The organism is Rhizobium sp. P1_E1 (assembly GCF_056406015.1).
Map to the genome: position 1 here is coordinate 18,585 of NZ_JBFUAY010000009.1, position 16,439 is coordinate 35,023.

The following is a 16,439-nucleotide window of genomic DNA, read 5'->3' on the forward strand; positions in this document are numbered from 1 at the left end:
CCGACGGTCAGAGCGATCAGGCCTGCTGCGTGCAGCAGGTCGGGGCGATCAGCTTTGCTGCGTGCCGCCGCCGGTCAGGATCATCAGCGCCGGCGACTGCTGGGCAGCGTTCTGGACATCGTACATGGCGGTAAACCGGCGCAGCAGCTTGTCGACCTTCTTCGGATCCTGGAGATCCTCGAGCTTGACGAAGCGGTTGATCAGATCGGCCTGCTTGGCGACATCCATGCCCGAGATCTGCGATGGCAGGCTGTAGGCTGTGGTGATGACCTGATAAAGCGCCTTGTCGCCGAGGATCGAATAGATCGAAGTGATGCTCGAGGCCTTGCGGCTGAAATAGAGCGCCAGGCGCACGCCGTCGTTGGTTTCGCCTTGCTGGGCTTCCATCGTCTGCTGGACGTAAAGTTCCTGGGTGTGGTCCTCGGCCGCCTTGTTCTGAATCGTGCCGATCTTGGCGCGGGTCAGATTGCCGTCCTTGTCGAAGTTGAAGGCGGCGACGATATCCTGGAAACGCGCATCGGCCTTGGTGTTGAGGTAGCTCTTCTTGTCGTCGGGATCCGAGGTGAAGATCTTCTTCAGCGTGGCCTTGTCGTAATCCTTCGGGTCAAGGCTGTTCGCCTTCAGCACCAGGTCGGTCAGGCGGCTATCATCCAGGAAATCGTCGAGCGACTTCACCTTCGCCATGCCCTTGGCGAAATAGTCGACTTCGGCCGTCGCATCTTTCGAGGCCTTGTCCTTCACCGGACCGTCCTTCATCAGCATGGTGATATGCGATTTATAGTCGGTGGCGTATTTGGCCATGGTCGCGTCGGGAAGCGCCTGGAAGGGCGATGCCGCCTTGCCGTCGGGGCCGAAGTTGAAGGCGCGGGCAAGGTTGGTGATGCGTTCATCCTTGAGCGAGGCGATATAGCCATCCGGATCATAGGCATCGCTCGTCAAGATCTTGCGCATCATCGAGCGCGGGACGTCCTGGTCGGTCAGACCGAAAGCCTGCAGCGCCACATGGTAGAGATCCGGCAGATTGTCATTGCCCTTGCTGAAATCGGCGGACGAATTGCTGCGCAGGAAATCATTGACGGTCTTGACGTCGGAGAAGTTCAGCAGGCTGCTGCTGTCGGCCATAAGCTTCTGGTAGTTGGATGCGACCTCGTCGATCGCCTCGTCGCGTTCGTCGTCATAACGCGCCGCGTAATTGTCGTTGGTGGTCTGCGCCTGGTCGGCCGTCTGGACCGAACTGACGACAGGAAGCGATCCGTCGGCGGCGAAGTTGAAGTCGGCGTTGAGATCGGCGTGGCCGGCTGCGGCAGCCGCCGTCGCATCGGTCAGGATGCTCTTCAGATCGGCGTCCGAGATATCGAACGGCAGATTGTAGGTGCTCTTCAGGAAATTGGTGATCGTGCCATCGGCGATGAGATCATCGACATTGCCGATCGTCGCCATCCGGGCGGAATAGTCGTCCGTCCGCGCTGAGGCAGTAAATTTCGTGCTGCTGATCTGGGTGGCCGTCTGCGCCGCCATACCGTCCTCAAGCGTGCCGTCCGCCTTGAAGTTGAAGGCGGCGGCAACGTCGGCATAGGTGCCGGTGCCGCTCTGATCGGTCAGGATACTGCGAAGAGCGACGTCGCTGATCGTCGACGGGATGCCGTAGGCGTTGCGCACAAAATTGTTCAGCTTCTGGTCCGTCAGCAACTGATCGACGTTTGAGATGCCCGCAATGGTCGACTGGTAGTAGACTGCCGCATTGTCGGCCTTGCTGGCAGTGCTGGCACTTTGGGTTGCCGTCTGCGACGCGTAAAGGGTCGCGACCGAACCGTCCGCTTTGAAATTGAAGAGGTCGTGAACGTCGCTGTAGCCCTGGGCGCTGGCAGCCGTGCGGTCGACGAGGAAAGTCCTCAACGTCGCATCGGAGACGCTGTCGGCGATCTGCATGCTGTTTCTGATATAGCTGACCGCAACAGCATCCGACATGATGTCATCGACATTGGTGACGTTGCCGATCATGCTGTTGAAATGCGCTGCATTCGCCGCCGACTTGTCGGTGGTCGACTTCCGCTGCGCCGCAGTCTGGATCACGGAACCGTTGATCGAGCCGTCTGCCTGGAAGTTGAAGTCGGCATTGAGATCGGCATGGCCCTGGGCCGCTGCATAGGCGGAATCGGTCAGGATGTTCTTCAGGTCGGCATTGCTGAAACTCGTGCCGAGACCATAGGCATCCTTGATGTAGCGGGCCAGCACACTGTCGGCGAGCAGGTCGTCGACATTGGTGATGCCGGTCGACTGCGAGGTGACGGTATAATAGTTGTTGGTGCTCGATGCCGCCGCCTTCAGGCTGTTTGCCTGGTCGACCGACTGGACGCGCGCCGTGCTGGAGGTCGACCCGTCAGCCTTGAAGTTGAAAGCATTGTAAACATTGGTAAAGCCCATCAGCTGGGCATAACCGGGATCGGTCAGCACCGCGCGCAGCGCTGCCGCGGTGAAGTCGGCGCCCATGCTATAGGCCGTCGTGATGTAGGAGGTCAGCCGCTTGTCGGCGACCAGATCGTCGACATTGGTGATCGTGCCGATCTTCGCGGTGTAATAGGCCTTGTTGTAGTCCGCCGCCGTCTGGCCGACGTAGTAGACATCCGAACCGACCGAATTGTCGATGATGAGGGACTGGGAATTCAGGGTGTAGGACTCGATGACCGAGGCCTTCTGCGCGGCGGTCTGCGCCGTGCCGTTGACGGTGCCATCCGCATTGAAGCTGAACTGGGCGGCAAGCGCCTTGTACTTGTCGCCGCCTTGCGTGTTGACGACGCTCGTGGGGTCGCTGAGATCGCTCGTCAGCACCTGCCGCAGAAAATCCTTCGACGCATAGGTCGGATCGATCTTGAAGGTCTTCAGCACATAGGTGCGCAGCCGGGTGTTGTTGACCAGGTCGTCGACGGTCTGCACGCTATCGATATTGTTGCTGTAATAGGTGCTCTCGGCGGTCGCGGCCTTGTCGGCATCGATGAAGGACTGCTTGTAGAGGCCGATGAGGTCGTCCTCCTGCGCGTCCGTCTGCACGTCCTTGGCCGGCTCGTTGAAATTGAAGGCGGCGGCGAACTCGCGGTAGCGCGTATCGGAAAGCTTGTTGGCGTAGCTGTTGGGATCGGTGAGATCGCTCTCGAGCACCTTCTTCATGAAGGCCTTGGCGTAGGTCATGTCCTCGAGACCATAGGCCTTCATCGCATAGCTGTAGAGCTTGTAGTCGCCAAGGAAGTCGTCGACTGACGTGACCTTGTTGATATGGTCAGCGTAATACTGGGCATCCTTCTTGACCGTCGCTTGCGACGCAACCTTGTTGAGGCTGGACGTCATATCTCGCGACAGGATCGTGTAAGCGAGGGAAGCCGTGATCATAAAAAGCGCCCTTTTCGGCAAAATCTCTAAAAGAACGACGAACTGCTGGTGAGCACATTTTGCCATGGAAAACTTACCTGAGGCTTACCTCTGGATGCATCATTTCAGGACACCACGCCGTTCACCTTCCGGAAACCCTGCCGGATTCGGTTTTGATAACCATCAGAGGAGGCAAAGTTTTCTTAACCGCAATTTTTAAGCTGTACGGAAGGGCGGCTGCCTATTGTCGGCCATAGAGGACGAAAAGTCCCAAGGAGAAGACCGGAAATCGGCTCTCAGGTAAGACAAGGGTAGAATGAAATGAACAATCCCGTTATGAAGCCCGCTTGGGCTGGCACGACGTTGCGCCTCGATCCGTCCCGCTTTCCCCAGCAGGTCAGCTACGCCATCCACGATTGTTCGGATGACGTCAATATCACGATAGATGAACGCGGTGCGGTCCTGCGCAAGGTCCTCCCCTCCAGCGGCCTGCCGCTCTCGATTGCGCTGCCGAAGCGCGTTTTCAAGGGCGTCGCCGCCCGCGCCATCGACCATGGCGACGGCGATGTCACCGTAACCCTGGAACTCCACCACGCCGATCCGGAGCTCTGCATTCCGCTGCTCGTCGCCCATGATCTCAGCGACATCGCCGCCGACTGGCGCAGCTGGTCCGAAGCCTTCCGCATTCCGATGCTGATGGTCGAGGCCGACGGCGTCGCCCGGCCGCTTGAAGACCATATCGGTGCCTTGCGCACCAGCGACCTCAAGCCTCGCCGCCGTCATTCCTACTTCGCCAATCGCCGTCCGCGCTTCCTCGTGCGCCGTACAACCGGCCGGCTGGGCGTCGCGATGAAGATCGAAGGCAAGGAAATCATCGCCCGCAACTGAACAAAAACGCGACAGTTCCATTTGGCGACGTCGCTTCGGAACCATTTTGAAACCCGGCGCCCGCGCCGGGTTTATCGTTTCATTCGTCGTCCCAATCAGGGAATGGCAAACAGCAGCGAGATGAAGAGGCCGAAGAAGATGATCAGGCCGACGCGGTTGTTTGACTTGAAGAGCGCCAGGCACTGGTCGGCATCATCGATATCGAGCCGGACGATCTGCCAGGCGAACATGCCCGCCGCACCGAGCAGACCCAGAAACGCGATGAGATTGGCGCCGGCCAGAGCGAAAGCGATGAACATCAGCACCAGCGTCAGTCCATAAAGGCCGATCAGCCATTGCCGCGTCCTGTCGCCGAACAGGCGCGCAGTGGACCGGACGCCGATCAGCTCGTCATCCTCCTTGTCCTGATGCGCATAGATCGTGTCGTAACCGATCGTCCAGGCGACGGAGGCGGCGTAGAGCAGGATGGCTGCAAAGGAGAGGCCACCGAAAATGCCGGCCCACCCCATCAGCGCACCCCAGGAAAAGGCAAGCCCCAGGTAGAATTGCGGCCAGTCGGTGAAGCGCTTGGCAAAAGGATAAAACGCCACGATCCCGAGCGAGAGCACGCCGAGGAAGACGTTGAGCCAGTTGAACTGCAGCAGCACGAAGAGGCCGACCAACGCCTGCAAGCCGATGAAGATCTTCGCCCGACGGCGGGTGACGCGGCCGGAGGGGAGCGGACGTGACCGCGTGCGCGCCACTTCCATATCGATCTCGTGGTCGACGAGATCATTGTAGGTGCAGCCGGCGCCGCGCATGGCGACCGCGCCGATGAAATAGAGGAACAGGTGAGATACCAGCAGGCTGCCGGAATAGATCCCCTCGCCGATCGCCGCATTGGCGGCAAGGGTCGCAGACCAGAAGCACGGCCACATCAAGAGCTGCCAGCCGATCGGGCGATCCCAGCGCGCGAGCTGCGCATAGGGCCAAAGCCATGGCGGCAGGATCCGGTAGACCCAGTTATCGGAAGGTGCGTCGGAGACGCGATCGTTGAAGTCGCCAGTATCGTGCATGCCGCTCATCTAGCGGCGGGCCGCCGATCCGGTCAAGAAGCGATCATTGTATTGCCAGTTGCATCATTCCTTCGATCGAAATCGATTTAAGGATGAAATTATACGTAAATTCAAAGTGTTACGGCGACGCGAGTCTGAAAGGACCCGCGGCGCGCCGTCAATCACTGCAGTGAGAAATTGAACTTGTAGGTCGCCGAGACGCCGATCAGGACCTGGTTCTTCGAGCCGCGCTCGCGCACGAGGCTGCTGTCGGCGGCAGGACCTGCCAGCCGCTTATATTCGAGGAAGGAACTGGCCGAGAGGTTTTCCGTCGCCTTCCAGGTGAGCGCCGCGCCGGCGCCATAGGACTGGATGCCTGACGAGGGCTTATAGGGATCAAGGCCGCTTGCCGCCGCCTGCTTGGCGTTGACGCCGTAATAGGCGTCGTAATAGCCGCTGGTGGCGAAGGTCGCACGCGGGCCGCCCGATAGTTGCAGGTCGGGCGCGATATCGGTGAAGGCATCGACCGCGAGATCGGCAACGATACCGTCATGCGAGCGGATGCCCTGGCGGACTTCGGCGCGGGCGCGAAGGAAATCGGTCGGGTAAACTTCGACAAAACCGCCGACTTCCGCCCCCCATTTGACCTTCTTCAAGCCCTTCAGCTCGCTGCCGTCGCCGTCATCGCGCGACGGCACGAACCTGCCGACGATGCCGGCACGGAAGGCGCCCTTGTCGATGAGGGCGAAGGACGGATTGTCATTGCGCGACGAAAAACGCGGGCCGGCGCCTTGGCGGCCGACCGAGATCAGCGGGCTGAACTTGAATTCATTATGCGACGAGCCCTCGAATTTCGGGGCGGAAAAGCCGGCGACGCCGACGCTCAGATACCAGTCGCCGGACCAGAAGTGCTGGCCGCTTTCCTGGGCGGCGGCCGAACTGGCAGATAAAAAGGCAATAGCCAAAGAGATCGATACGACTGATCGATGAGACACGTCCGCACTCCAGAAAACGCAAAAACAAAGCCGCGGAGGGCGGCGGCCGCTACATTTATCCCGATCTCGTTACCCCAATGTTAACCACGGCGGTGAGGGAGACGATTGTAGCTAACGCTGGTTCCAGCGGCGGATGACCGGTTCGGTGAGATCGTGTTCGTAGCCGAGCACGCTGATGCTGGCCGTATCGAGCACGAAACGGGAGCCATCTTCCGGCGGCAGGCCGAGCCAGCGGGCGGCGAGGACGCGCAGGAAATGCGAGCTCGAAAAGATCAAAATGGTGCCGGCCGTTTCGCGAAGCGCATGGATGACGCCGTCTGCGCGGGCACCGACATCGGCGGCGAACTCGCCATTCGGGCAGCCGTCGCGAAAGAGCTGCCAGCCGGGGCGGTCGGCAAGGATCGCCTTGGTGGTGATACCTTCATAAGCGCCGTAGTCCCATTCGGCGAGATCGTCCTTGATCACCGCGCCCGATCCGAATCCGGCGAGCGTGCAGGTCTTGCGGGCCCGCGCGGACGGGCTCGACCAGACGGCGGAGAAGGTAGGGCCCGCCAGCCGGTCGGCGAGTTTGCGGGCGGCCTCCTCGCCGTTCGCCGTCAGGGGAATATCGCTGCGTCCGGTATGGCGCCCGGACAGGCTCCATTCGGTTTCACCGTGGCGGACCAGGTAGATCTCGGGAAACGCACTGCTCATCGGCACGTCCTTTCATTGGAAGCGGTCCCTCGGCAAAACCGCCAGCGGAAGCGGCCCTTCCGCGGGGATCAGAACGTCACCTTTTCCAACGGTGCGCGCCTCGCCTCGAACTCCTTCAGCTTGGCTTCGTTGCGAGCGATGTAATTGCGATTGTCGGGAACGGCAAACTGGTTCTTGGCGACCTGGATCTGCAGGATGAAGAGCTCGTCCCAGCGGAAGCCCATCTCGGAACCCGCCAGATAGAATTCCCACATGCGGAAGAACTGCTCGTCGTAGAGCGCCACCGCTTCGGCCTTGCGCGCCACGAAACGCTCGCGCCAATGGCGCAGCGTATAGGCATAATGCATCGGCAGGATTTCGATATCCTTGACCAGCAGCCCGGCTTTTTCGAGCGGCGGCACGACCTCGCCGACGGAGGGGATGTAGCCGCCGGGGAAGATGTACTTCTCGATGAAGGCATTGGTGCCGAAGCTTGGCTTCGGACGGCCAATCGAATGCAGCACCATGACGCCGTTGTCATCGAGCAGATCCGATACCTTGCGGAAGAAATTGCCGTAATTGCCGATACCGACATGTTCGAACATGCCGACCGAGACGATGCGGTCGAACTTCCGGCCCGTCATGGTGCGGTAGTCCTGCAGCTCGAATCGCACACGGTCGGCAAGGCCGCGCTTTTCGGCGCGCAAACGCGAGACCTTGAGCTGTTCCTCGCTCAGCGTGATGCCGGTGAAATCGGCACCGTCGGTCGCTTCCGTCAGATACATGCCCATGCCGCCCCAGCCGGAGCCGATCTCCAAGATGCGCTGGTTCGGCTCGAGCAGAAGCTTGGCAGCGATATGGCGCTTCTTGGCGAGCTGCGCCTCGTCGAGACCAATGCCCGGCGGCTCGAAATAGGCGCAGGAATATTGCCAGTCCTCGTCGAGGAAAAGATCGAAGAGCTTGGCCGACAGGTCGTAATGATGGGCGACATTGTGCTTGTTGCGATTGACCGGCACGCGGCTCTTCACCTGCTGCCAGGCAATGCGGCCGAGGAGCAGAGCCGCCATCTTGAAATCGAAGATTTCGTTGGTGGTGTTCTGTTTCACCAGCGACAGGAAATCGTAAATGTTGCCCTGTTCGAGAATGAACCGGCCCTGCATATACATTTCGCCGAGCTTCATGGTCGGGTCGCGCCGGATGGCGTCCTCGGCCTCCTGATCGGCAAGGCGGGCGACAACGGTTTCACCCGTGCCGTCGCCGATAGTATGGGTTTCGCCATTGGCAAGGGTAAGTTTCAATGAACCCTTGCGGACGATTTGCTGGACGATCGATAAGAATGCCGACGCCATGCACGCCTCGCAAATGTGACAGGATGGTCACATCAACTTAGTAGCTCTCTTTCGCCTTACAAGCGCCGGATTTAGCACTCCGTTCAGAACGCTGCCAAACTGTTGCATTTTTGCCGAAATGCCGGTTAAACCCTTATTTTCGCTTCATGGCTTCGGCAAGTGCCGCGCCGAATGCGCCCTGGCTCTCCGGTTTCTGAGCCGCGGGCCGGCGCTCGTTCTGCGGCCGCGACCCTTGGCTTGGGCGAGAATCACCACGCGGCGGCGGCGCTGATGAGCCGTCATCGCGTCGCATGGAAAGACCGATGCGCTTGCGCTTGGCATCGACTTCGACAACCCGCACCTTGACGACATCACCCGCCTTGACGACCTCGTGGGGGTCCTTGACGAAGCGGTCGGCAAGCTGGGACACATGCACCAGACCATCCTGGTGCACGCCGATATCGACGAAGGCGCCGAAGGCGGCGACATTGGTGACCGTGCCTTCCAGCACCATGCCGGGCTGGAGGTCGGAAATTTCGTTGACGCCCTCGGCGAAGGTCGCGGTCTTGAAGCTCGGACGCGGGTCGCGGCCGGGCTTTTCCAGCTCCGCGATGATGTCTTTGACCGTCGGCAGACCGAATTTCTCGTCGATGAACTGGCGCGGATCAACCGATTTCAACACCGCGCTATCGCCCATCAGCGCGCGTAGATCGCGGCCACAGGCGGCGACGATCTTCTTGGCGACACCGTAGGCCTCCGGGTGCACCGAGGAGGAATCGAGCGGCTCCTTGCCGTTGGGAATGCGCAGGAAGCCGGCGCATTGCTCGAAGGTGCGGCCGCCGAGGCGGGCGACCTTCAGGAGATCCTTTCGCGTCTCGAAACGGCCTTCGCTGTCGCGGTGGCGGACGATGGCGTCGGCGATCGACGGGCCGAGGCCGGAGACGCGCGACAGCAGCGGCGCAGACGCGGTGTTGAGATCGACACCGACGGCATTCACCGCGTCTTCCACCACCGCATCGAGCGAACGCGACAGCTTCTGCTGGTCGACGTCGTGCTGATACTGGCCGACGCCGATCGACTTCGGCTCGATCTTGACGAGTTCGGCCAGCGGATCCTGCAGGCGCCGCGCGATGGAGACGGCGCCGCGCAGCGACACGTCGAGATCGGGAAATTCTGCCGCTGCGGTTGCCGAGGCGGAATAGACCGAGGCGCCGGCTTCCGACACGATGACCTTGGTCGGCTTCGGCGCCGGCAACTCGGCCAGCATGTCGGCCACCAGCTTTTCGGTTTCGCGGCTGCCGGTGCCATTGCCGATCGAGATCAGCTCGACATTATGCTTGCGGATCAGCGATGCGAGCTCGACCTGGGCGCCACGCACGTCGTTCCTCGGCTGGAAGGGATAGACGGTCGATGTCGCCACCACCTTGCCGGTGCCGTCGACGACGGCGACCTTGACGCCGGTGCGGATGCCGGGATCGAGGCCCATCGTCGCGCGCGAGCCGGCGGGCGCTGCCAAAAGCAGGTCCTTGAGATTGCGGGCGAAGACATGGATCGCCTCTTCCTCGGCCCTTTCGCGCAGTTCCCGCATCAGATCGAGCGAGAGCGACATGGAAAGCTTGACGCGCCAGGTCCAGCTTGCGACCTCCATCAGCCAGCGGTCGCCGGGACGGCTCGTACCGATCTCGTAGGCCGCCACGATCATGCGTTCGACCGGCTTGTTCGGAGAGGTCGTCTCGGCGTCGGCCTCGATCGTCAGCGTCAGCACCTCCTCGTTCCAGCCGCGCAACATGGCGAGCGCGCGGTGGCCCGGCGCGGTCGCCCAGCGTTCGGAATGGTCGAAATAGTCGGAAAACTTCTCGCCGGTCGCCTGCTTGCCGTCGACGACTTTCGCCTTCAGCAACGAGGCTTGGCGCATATGGGCGCGCAATCTGCCGAGCAGGTCGGCATTTTCGGCAATGCCTTCGGCGATGATATCGCGCGCGCCTTCGAGCGCCGTCTTCACATCGGGCACATCAGCTGTGACGAAGCCTTCGGCCAAGACCGCCGGTTCTTTGGCACGGTCGGCGAGGATCGTCTCGGCGAGCGGGCCGAGGCCGCGTTCACGGGCGATTTCGGCCCGCGTGCGGCGCTTCGGCTTATAGGGCAGATAGAGATCCTCGAGCTCGGCCTTGGTTTCGGCCCCAGTGACCTTGGTCATCAGCTCGTCGGTCATCTTGCCCTGGCCGGTGATCGATTCGACGATCGCGTCGCGCCGGGCTTCGAGCTCGCGCAGATAGACCAGCCGCTCGGCGAGATTGCGCAGCTGCGTATCATCAAGCCCGCCCGTCACTTCCTTGCGGTAGCGGGCGATGAAGGGCACGGTGGCACCCTCGTCGAGCAACTCGATGGCGGCTTTGGCCTGTTCGGGCCGGGCGTTGATTTCGGCGGAGATGCGGGCTGCGAGAAAACGGAGGTCTGCGGCCATGGGATTTCCTGTTTCGTCAGAGGTGGCGGGACCATAGCGGCGAAAAGCGGCAAGGCAATGTTGGAGTTTACGGCTAAGCGCCGATCCACAGGATAAGCATGCCGGAAAGGCGGCGATTTTGCGGTTGTGCAGATGCGCCATTCTTTGCTAGCAGAAGCAACGTTTTGACCCGGCGCCCATGCCATCCCTCCCCTGTCGCGGGAGGCAAGGAAATTCGACATGCCAAACCTTCTTCTCGAACTCCGCTCCGAAGAGATTCCGGCCCGCATGCAGCGCAAGGCTGCCGGCGACCTCAAGAAGCTCGTCACCGATGCGCTTGTCGAAGCGGGTCTGTCCTACGAGGGGGCGCGCGAATACTGGACGCCGCGGCGGCTTGCGCTCGACATTCACGGCCTGACGGCCCGCTCCGCCGATGTGCGCGAGGAACGCAAGGGGCCGCGCACCGACGCCAACGAGAAGGCGATCGAGGGTTTTCTGCGCGGCGCCGGCCTTTCGTCGGTCTCCGAGGCGCAGGTGGTGAGCGATCCGAAGAAGGGCGATTTCTACGTCGCGGTCATCTCCAAGCCCGGCCGCGCGACGGAAGAGATCGTCACCGATGTCATGCCCGGCATCATCCGCGATTTTCCCTGGCCGAAATCGATGCGCTGGGGCAAGGCCTCGTCGAAGCCCGGTGCGCTGCGCTGGGTGCGGCCGCTGCAGTCGATCGTCTGCACCTTCGGCCCGGAGCATGAAGAGACCACCGTCATCCCCTTCGAGATCGACGGCATCACCGCTTCCAACACCACCTACGGCCATCGCTTCCATGCGCCCGAGGCGATCACCGTGAGGCGCTTCGACGATTATGCGGCGAACCTGGAAAAGGCGAAGGTCATCCTCGACGCCGAGCGGCGCAAGGACATCATCCTGCACGACGCCCGCGACATCGCCTTTGCCAACGGGCTGGAGCTGGTGGAAGACGAAGGCCTGCTGGAGGAAGTCTCCGGCCTCGTCGAATGGCCGCAGGTGCTGATGGGCAGTTTCGAGGAGGATTATCTCTCGATCCCCTCCGAGATCATCCGGTTGACGATCAAGACCAACCAGAAGTGTTTTGTCACCCGCAAACAGGGTGAAGAGACGCTTTCGAACAAGTTCATCCTCGTCTCCAACATCCAAGCAAGCGACGGCGGCAAGGAAATCGTCCACGGCAACGGCAAGGTGGTGCGGGCCCGGCTTTCGGATGCGCTGCATTTCTGGAAACGCGACCAGGGCAATCTGCCGGATCTCGAGACGCTGACCGCGTCGGCGGCAAAGTTCGGCCTCGACATCAAGAAGCCGCTCGACCAGCGCATGGCCAAGCTCGATGCGCTTGACGTGACCTTCCATGCCAAGCTCGGCACACAGGGCGCGCGCGTCGCCCGCATCCAGGCGCTGGCCAAGGAGCTGGCAAAGATCACCGGTGCCGACGCGGCTCTGGTCGATCGCGCCGCCGTGCTTGCCAAGGCCGATCTGCGCACCGAAGCCGTCGGCGAATTCCCGGAACTGCAGGGATTGATGGGCCGCAAATATGCGGCGCTGCAGGGCGAGGATGCCTCCGTTGCCGCCGCGATCGAGGACCACTACAAGCCGCAGGGTCCGTCGGACCGCGTGCCGGAGGACAGAGTGGCGATCACGATCGCCCTTGCCGACAAGCTCGATACGCTGATCGGCTTCTGGGCGATCGATGAAAAGCCGACGGGATCGAAGGATCCGTTTGCGCTGCGGCGGGCAGCACTCGGTGTCGTCAGGATCCTGCTCGAGCGAAAGATCCGCCTGCCGCTGTTGGCAACGACAAGGGATGGCGACCTGCTCTCCTTCTTCCACGACCGTCTCAAGGTCTATCTGCGCGACCAGGGCGCCCGCCACGATCTCATCGACGCCGTGCTGACTTCAGATGCCGACGACCTGTTGATGGTGGCGCGCCGCGTCGAAGCGCTGACGGCCTTCATCACCTCGGAGGACGGCAAGAACCTGCTCGCCGGCACCAAGCGCGCGACGCAGCTGCTCGCTGCCGAGGAAAAGAAGGGCACCGTGATCGCCGATGGCGTTTCGGAAGCGCTTCTGAAGCTCGATGCTGAGAAGGAACTGTTCGCCGCAATCTCCAGCGCCTCGAAGGATGCCTCGGACGCGGTCGCCAGGGAAGACTTCCGCTCGGCAATGGAAGCGCTTTCCAAGCTGCGCGGCCCGGTCGACCGCTTCTTCGAAGACGTGCTCGTCAACGACGAGGACGCCGCCATCCGTGCCAACCGTCTCGCCCTGCTGCGGCTGATCCGCGAAGCGACGGGAACGGTTGCGGATTTCTCGAAGATCTCGGGGTGATATTCGGCCGCCATCGGCGGTCTGGCATTGCCGCCGTCGTGGCGTTATTCAAGAGACATGCAGAGCAAGATTCTTGTCAGCGCCTGTCTTATGGGCCAGGCCGTCCGCTATGACGGCCGGGCGAAGCCGTTGCTTCATCCTGTGATCGAGACATGGCAGGCCGAAGGCCGGCTGGTGACGATCTGTCCGGAGATGTCGGCAGGCATGAAGGTGCCGCGGCCGCCGGCCGAGATCGCAAATGCCGCAACCGGCGAAGAGGTGCTGGCCGGCACGGCGCGGGTTGTCGAGCTGACGGGCGCCGACGTGACGGAAGAATTCCTGCGGGCGGCGGAAAATGCCGTGGCGCTCGCACGACAGGCAGGCTGCCGCTATGCGCTGCTCATCGACGGCAGCCCGTCCTGCGGTTCGGCTTTCATTTATGACGGCACCTTTTCCGGCCGCAAGCAGGCCGGCCACGGCGTGACGGCGGCGGCGCTGAAAGCTGATGGCGTCGAGGTGTTTTCCGATCACCAGATCGAGGAACTGATCGACCGTATCGCGCAATGAGCCTCAAAAGGCACGGCCGCCGGAGAACCGACGGCCGCTAAAAATTTGGTGATAAAAACGCTTTTGTCCCCGCGCCGTTTAAGCGGCGCGGCGACCTTGATGCATGGCCGGAGCGGCGCTTTCGCCACTGACCCGGAAGCCGCGGATGAGGTCGATCAACTCGTCAGTATCGCTGGCCAGCGTTTCGGCCGATGCCGTGGTCTCCTCGGCCATGGCGGCGTTCTGCTGGGTGGCGGCGTCGAGCTGGTTCATCGACGAGGAGATCGAGCGCAGCGTCGTATCCTGTTCTGAGGCGCTATGGGCGATCTTGGCGACGATCTCGTTGGCGGCCTTGATCTGATCGGAGATGCGCTTCAGTGCCTCGCCTGCCTCGCCGACCAGACGGACGCCGTGATCGACCTGGCTGGAGGAGCGGGCGATCTGATCCTTGATCTCCTTGGCGGCCGCGGCGGAACGCTGGGCAAGTTCGCGGACTTCCTGGGCAACGACCGCAAAACCCTTGCCGGATTCGCCGGCGCGGGCCGCCTCGACGCCGGCATTCAGCGCCAGCAGATTGGTCTGGAAGGCGATCTCGTCGATGACGCCGATGATCTTGGTAATTTCCGACGACGACTTCTCGATGCCGCTCATCGCTTCGATCGCCTGGGTGACGATCGCATCGCTGTGGGTGGCTTCGGTGCTGACCGCGTGGACACGCTTGCTGGCCTCATGCGCACCATCGGCTGTCTGGCGGACGGCGACGGTGAGTTCATCGAGCGCGGCCGAGGTTTCCTCGAGGCTGGCGGCCTGACGCTCGGTGCGCTGCGACAGCTCGTTGGAAGCGCGGCGGATCTCTTCCTTGCTGGTGCCGATGTCGGTGCCCTTGGCGCTGACCTTGGCCATGGCGGCTTCGAGATGCGACAGCGCATCGTTGAAGTTGTCGCGAAGGGCGGCGTATTTCTGGCCGAGATCGGCGCAGCGGACGGTGAGATCGCCGCGGGCGATCATTTCCAGCGCCTGGCCGATCGTCGTCACCACCCGCGCCTGGAGCGTGGCTTCATCCTGCTGCTGGCGCAGATTGGTTTCGCGCTCGTTTTCCAGTGCCAGCTGCTGGGCCGCCTCGCGATCGGACATCGCATGACGTTCCCTGATCTTTTCCTGCAGTGACTGCGTCGCCTTCGCCATCATGCCGACTTCGTTATTCATGCCGGTGTGCGGGATGGCGATCGAAACATCCTCTTCGGCGACAGCCTTCAGGGCGGCATGGACGTTGTTGAGAGGTCCCGATATGCCGCGGATGACGATGTAGGCGGCCGTCATGGCAAGGAAGAACAGAACGATGCTGCCGGAGAGCGCGGTGAGGATCGTGCTGTTTATCTGAGCATCGAGATCGTCCATGTAGACGCCGGTGACGACGACGACCTTCCAGGGATCGAAGGCTTGGCCATAGGCCGTCTTGCGGTAATCGCCGGCCGGCTGGCCAGGTTTGACCGTGGAATAATATTCGACGAGACCGCCGCCCTGCTGCCCGAGCTTGACCAGCTCATCGCGATAGAGCTTGCCTTTGCTGTCCGGCTGGCCCTTGTTGATCTGCCCGACTTTCGAGGCGTCGTAGTGGAATACCATCTGGACGTCGTAGCTATAACCGAAGAAATAGCCGTCCGGATCGTATTTCATCCCGTTGACGGTGGCGTAGGCCTGCTTCTGGGCATCCTCGAGCGTCATTTCGCCCGCGGTTACCTTGGCCTGGTAAAGCTTGAGAACCGAGACCGCCGACTGAACCTCGGCGCGGAGCATGTCATAACGCTCCTTGTAGATCGCATCGACCGAGGATCGGATCTGCAGGGAGGTGGCGATCGCAAAGGCGATCATCAGGCCGACGACCAGCAATATGAGCTGCTTCGATATCTTCAAATTTTTCATGACGCCTCGCAACGGGAATGGATAGCTGCATTCCGGTGCGGTTTTCTACCGCCTGTGCGAGCGCGCCAAACAAGACGACGCGTCTACCGCTGCTAAAATAAACATGCTGCGACCGGGTAAGTAACAATTGATGCCCACCCTATAAAAAAGCTTTAACTTTATTGAATGCGATGCGAACTTCCCTCAAAATCAAGGGGTAGAGTTACAAGGCACACCGCCGGATTTTCATCCGCCGGCCTAATATCATGTCGAACTCTCAGCTTGCCCGGCGCATCAAAACAGGAATGCACCCCCGCTGCTCATCGAGGGTGCATTCGTCCACCGGTGGTGGAACCCCAAGCGATCGAAACCTTGATCAGGTAGGGGCAGGGAACTTTTTTAGAAACGCAGCTTAAACTCGGAAACGTTAATCGCTGCTGGTTGTTCCGCCATACCTGCCGCAACGGGCCTGGCGTCGCCGCCAATGACGGCCGCGGTGGTTGCATTCATGTCGATGCCGTCTACCGGCGCCGCTGGCGGCGCGGCCGCAATCATGGATTCAGGCGTCGCCTTGCTGACGAAGACGACGGGCGAGCCGCCCATCCAGCCTTCGGTGCGATAGACCTTCTTTTCGCCGCCGACGTCGCGGACTTCACTTGCCTGGAAAGCGCCGGGCTTCAGCTCCGGCACCGTATAGTCTTTCTTGGTCAGTTCGGCCTGGAGCGGCGGGCAATCGGCACAGCTTTCGGTGACGATGCTGCCTTCAGCGCGCGGCGCAATCTTGCCGACCACTTCTATCGAGGACGCCATCACAGGGCCTGCCATCAGCAGGATTGCCGCACCGAGGAAAATCTGACGCATCAATGCCACTCCGTCTCATCTTGGGAGCGGTATAGCGCAGCTTTGTTTCCATCCCGTCAGGGGAAAGGGTAAA

At 61.5% G+C, this 16,439-nt stretch carries 11 protein-coding genes; 3 read left to right on the forward strand and 8 right to left on the reverse strand.

Going from position 1 to position 16,439, the window contains the following annotated elements; all coding sequences use genetic code 11:
• Positions 1-48: 48 nt before the first annotated feature.
• Positions 49-3,384, reverse strand: a complete 3,336-nt coding sequence (locus tag AC1D1Z_RS05865; RefSeq protein ID WP_477849809.1) for a DUF1217 domain-containing protein — start codon at positions 3,382-3,384, stop codon at positions 49-51.
• A 300-nt stretch (positions 3,385-3,684) separates the two neighbouring features.
• Here AC1D1Z_RS05865 and AC1D1Z_RS05870 point away from each other — a divergent pair, with 300 nt between their 5' ends.
• Positions 3,685-4,251, forward strand: a complete 567-nt coding sequence (locus AC1D1Z_RS05870; RefSeq protein WP_017990459.1) for a DUF6101 family protein — start codon at positions 3,685-3,687, stop codon at positions 4,249-4,251.
• A gap of 95 nt (positions 4,252-4,346) precedes the next feature.
• On the opposite strand, the gene ubiA is transcribed toward AC1D1Z_RS05870, so the two are convergent.
• The 5 genes from ubiA to AC1D1Z_RS05895 all read right to left on the reverse strand — a co-directional run bounded on the left by ubiA (position 4,347) and on the right by AC1D1Z_RS05895 (position 10,744).
• The gene (gene ubiA / locus AC1D1Z_RS05875; RefSeq protein WP_020493423.1) at positions 4,347-5,306 is read right to left on the reverse strand and encodes a 4-hydroxybenzoate octaprenyltransferase; all 960 of its coding nucleotides are present in this window, start codon (positions 5,304-5,306) and stop codon (positions 4,347-4,349) included.
• 161 nt (positions 5,307-5,467) lie between these two features.
• Complete coding sequence (locus AC1D1Z_RS05880; RefSeq protein ID WP_446947607.1) at positions 5,468-6,280, reverse strand: MipA/OmpV family protein; 813 nt, start codon at positions 6,278-6,280, stop codon at positions 5,468-5,470.
• Positions 6,281-6,391: 111 nt separating this feature from the next.
• Complete coding sequence (locus AC1D1Z_RS05885; RefSeq protein WP_446947606.1) at positions 6,392-6,973, reverse strand: histidine phosphatase family protein; 582 nt, start codon at positions 6,971-6,973, stop codon at positions 6,392-6,394.
• A gap of 68 nt (positions 6,974-7,041) precedes the next feature.
• On the reverse strand, positions 7,042-8,301 hold the full coding sequence (locus AC1D1Z_RS05890; protein ID WP_446984254.1) for a class I SAM-dependent methyltransferase: 1,260 nt from the start codon (positions 8,299-8,301) through the stop codon (positions 7,042-7,044).
• Positions 8,302-8,434: 133 nt separating this feature from the next.
• Entirely contained in the window at positions 8,435-10,744 is a 2,310-nt protein-coding gene (locus AC1D1Z_RS05895; protein ID WP_477849812.1) for a Tex family protein, read from the reverse strand.
• A gap of 219 nt (positions 10,745-10,963) precedes the next feature.
• On the opposite strand from AC1D1Z_RS05895, the gene glyS reads away from it, so the two are divergent.
• Positions 10,964-13,078, forward strand: a complete 2,115-nt coding sequence (glyS, locus tag AC1D1Z_RS05900; protein ID WP_477849814.1) for a glycine--tRNA ligase subunit beta — start codon at positions 10,964-10,966, stop codon at positions 13,076-13,078.
• A gap of 57 nt (positions 13,079-13,135) precedes the next feature.
• Positions 13,136-13,624, forward strand: coding sequence for a 2-thiouracil desulfurase family protein (locus AC1D1Z_RS05905; RefSeq protein WP_130715717.1), 489 nt, complete (start codon positions 13,136-13,138; stop codon positions 13,622-13,624).
• 78 nt (positions 13,625-13,702) lie between these two features.
• Here AC1D1Z_RS05905 and AC1D1Z_RS05910 read toward each other — a convergent pair whose 3' ends face one another.
• A complete protein-coding gene (locus AC1D1Z_RS05910) occupies positions 13,703-15,526 on the reverse strand; it encodes a methyl-accepting chemotaxis protein (protein ID WP_130751039.1) in 1,824 nt (607 codons plus the stop codon).
• Positions 15,527-15,904: 378 nt separating this feature from the next.
• The gene (locus tag AC1D1Z_RS05915; RefSeq protein WP_026188638.1) at positions 15,905-16,366 is read right to left on the reverse strand and encodes a plant virulence effector HPE1-like domain-containing protein; all 462 of its coding nucleotides are present in this window, start codon (positions 16,364-16,366) and stop codon (positions 15,905-15,907) included.
• Positions 16,367-16,439 lie beyond the last annotated feature (73 nt).

What these genes read in the sequence shown, in the direction of transcription:
- AC1D1Z_RS05865 (WP_477849809.1), bottom strand. Translation starts at nt 3,384, where the DNA reads ATGATCACGGCTTCCCTCGCTTACACGATCCTGTCGCGAGATATGACG.
- AC1D1Z_RS05870 (WP_017990459.1), top strand. Translation starts at nt 3,685, where the DNA reads ATGAACAATCCCGTTATGAAGCCCGCTTGGGCTGGCACGACGTTGCGC.
- ubiA (WP_020493423.1), bottom strand. Translation starts at nt 5,306, where the DNA reads ATGCACGATACTGGCGACTTCAACGATCGCGTCTCCGACGCACCTTCC.
- AC1D1Z_RS05885 (WP_446947606.1), bottom strand. Translation starts at nt 6,973, where the DNA reads ATGAGCAGTGCGTTTCCCGAGATCTACCTGGTCCGCCACGGTGAAACC.
- AC1D1Z_RS05890 (WP_446984254.1), bottom strand. Translation starts at nt 8,301, where the DNA reads ATGGCGTCGGCATTCTTATCGATCGTCCAGCAAATCGTCCGCAAGGGT.
- AC1D1Z_RS05895 (WP_477849812.1), bottom strand. Translation starts at nt 10,744, where the DNA reads ATGGCCGCAGACCTCCGTTTTCTCGCAGCCCGCATCTCCGCCGAAATC.
- glyS (WP_477849814.1), top strand. Translation starts at nt 10,964, where the DNA reads ATGCCAAACCTTCTTCTCGAACTCCGCTCCGAAGAGATTCCGGCCCGC.
- AC1D1Z_RS05905 (WP_130715717.1), top strand. Translation starts at nt 13,136, where the DNA reads ATGCAGAGCAAGATTCTTGTCAGCGCCTGTCTTATGGGCCAGGCCGTC.
- AC1D1Z_RS05910 (WP_130751039.1), bottom strand. Translation starts at nt 15,526, where the DNA reads ATGAAAAATTTGAAGATATCGAAGCAGCTCATATTGCTGGTCGTCGGC.
- AC1D1Z_RS05915 (WP_026188638.1), bottom strand. Translation starts at nt 16,366, where the DNA reads ATGCGTCAGATTTTCCTCGGTGCGGCAATCCTGCTGATGGCAGGCCCT.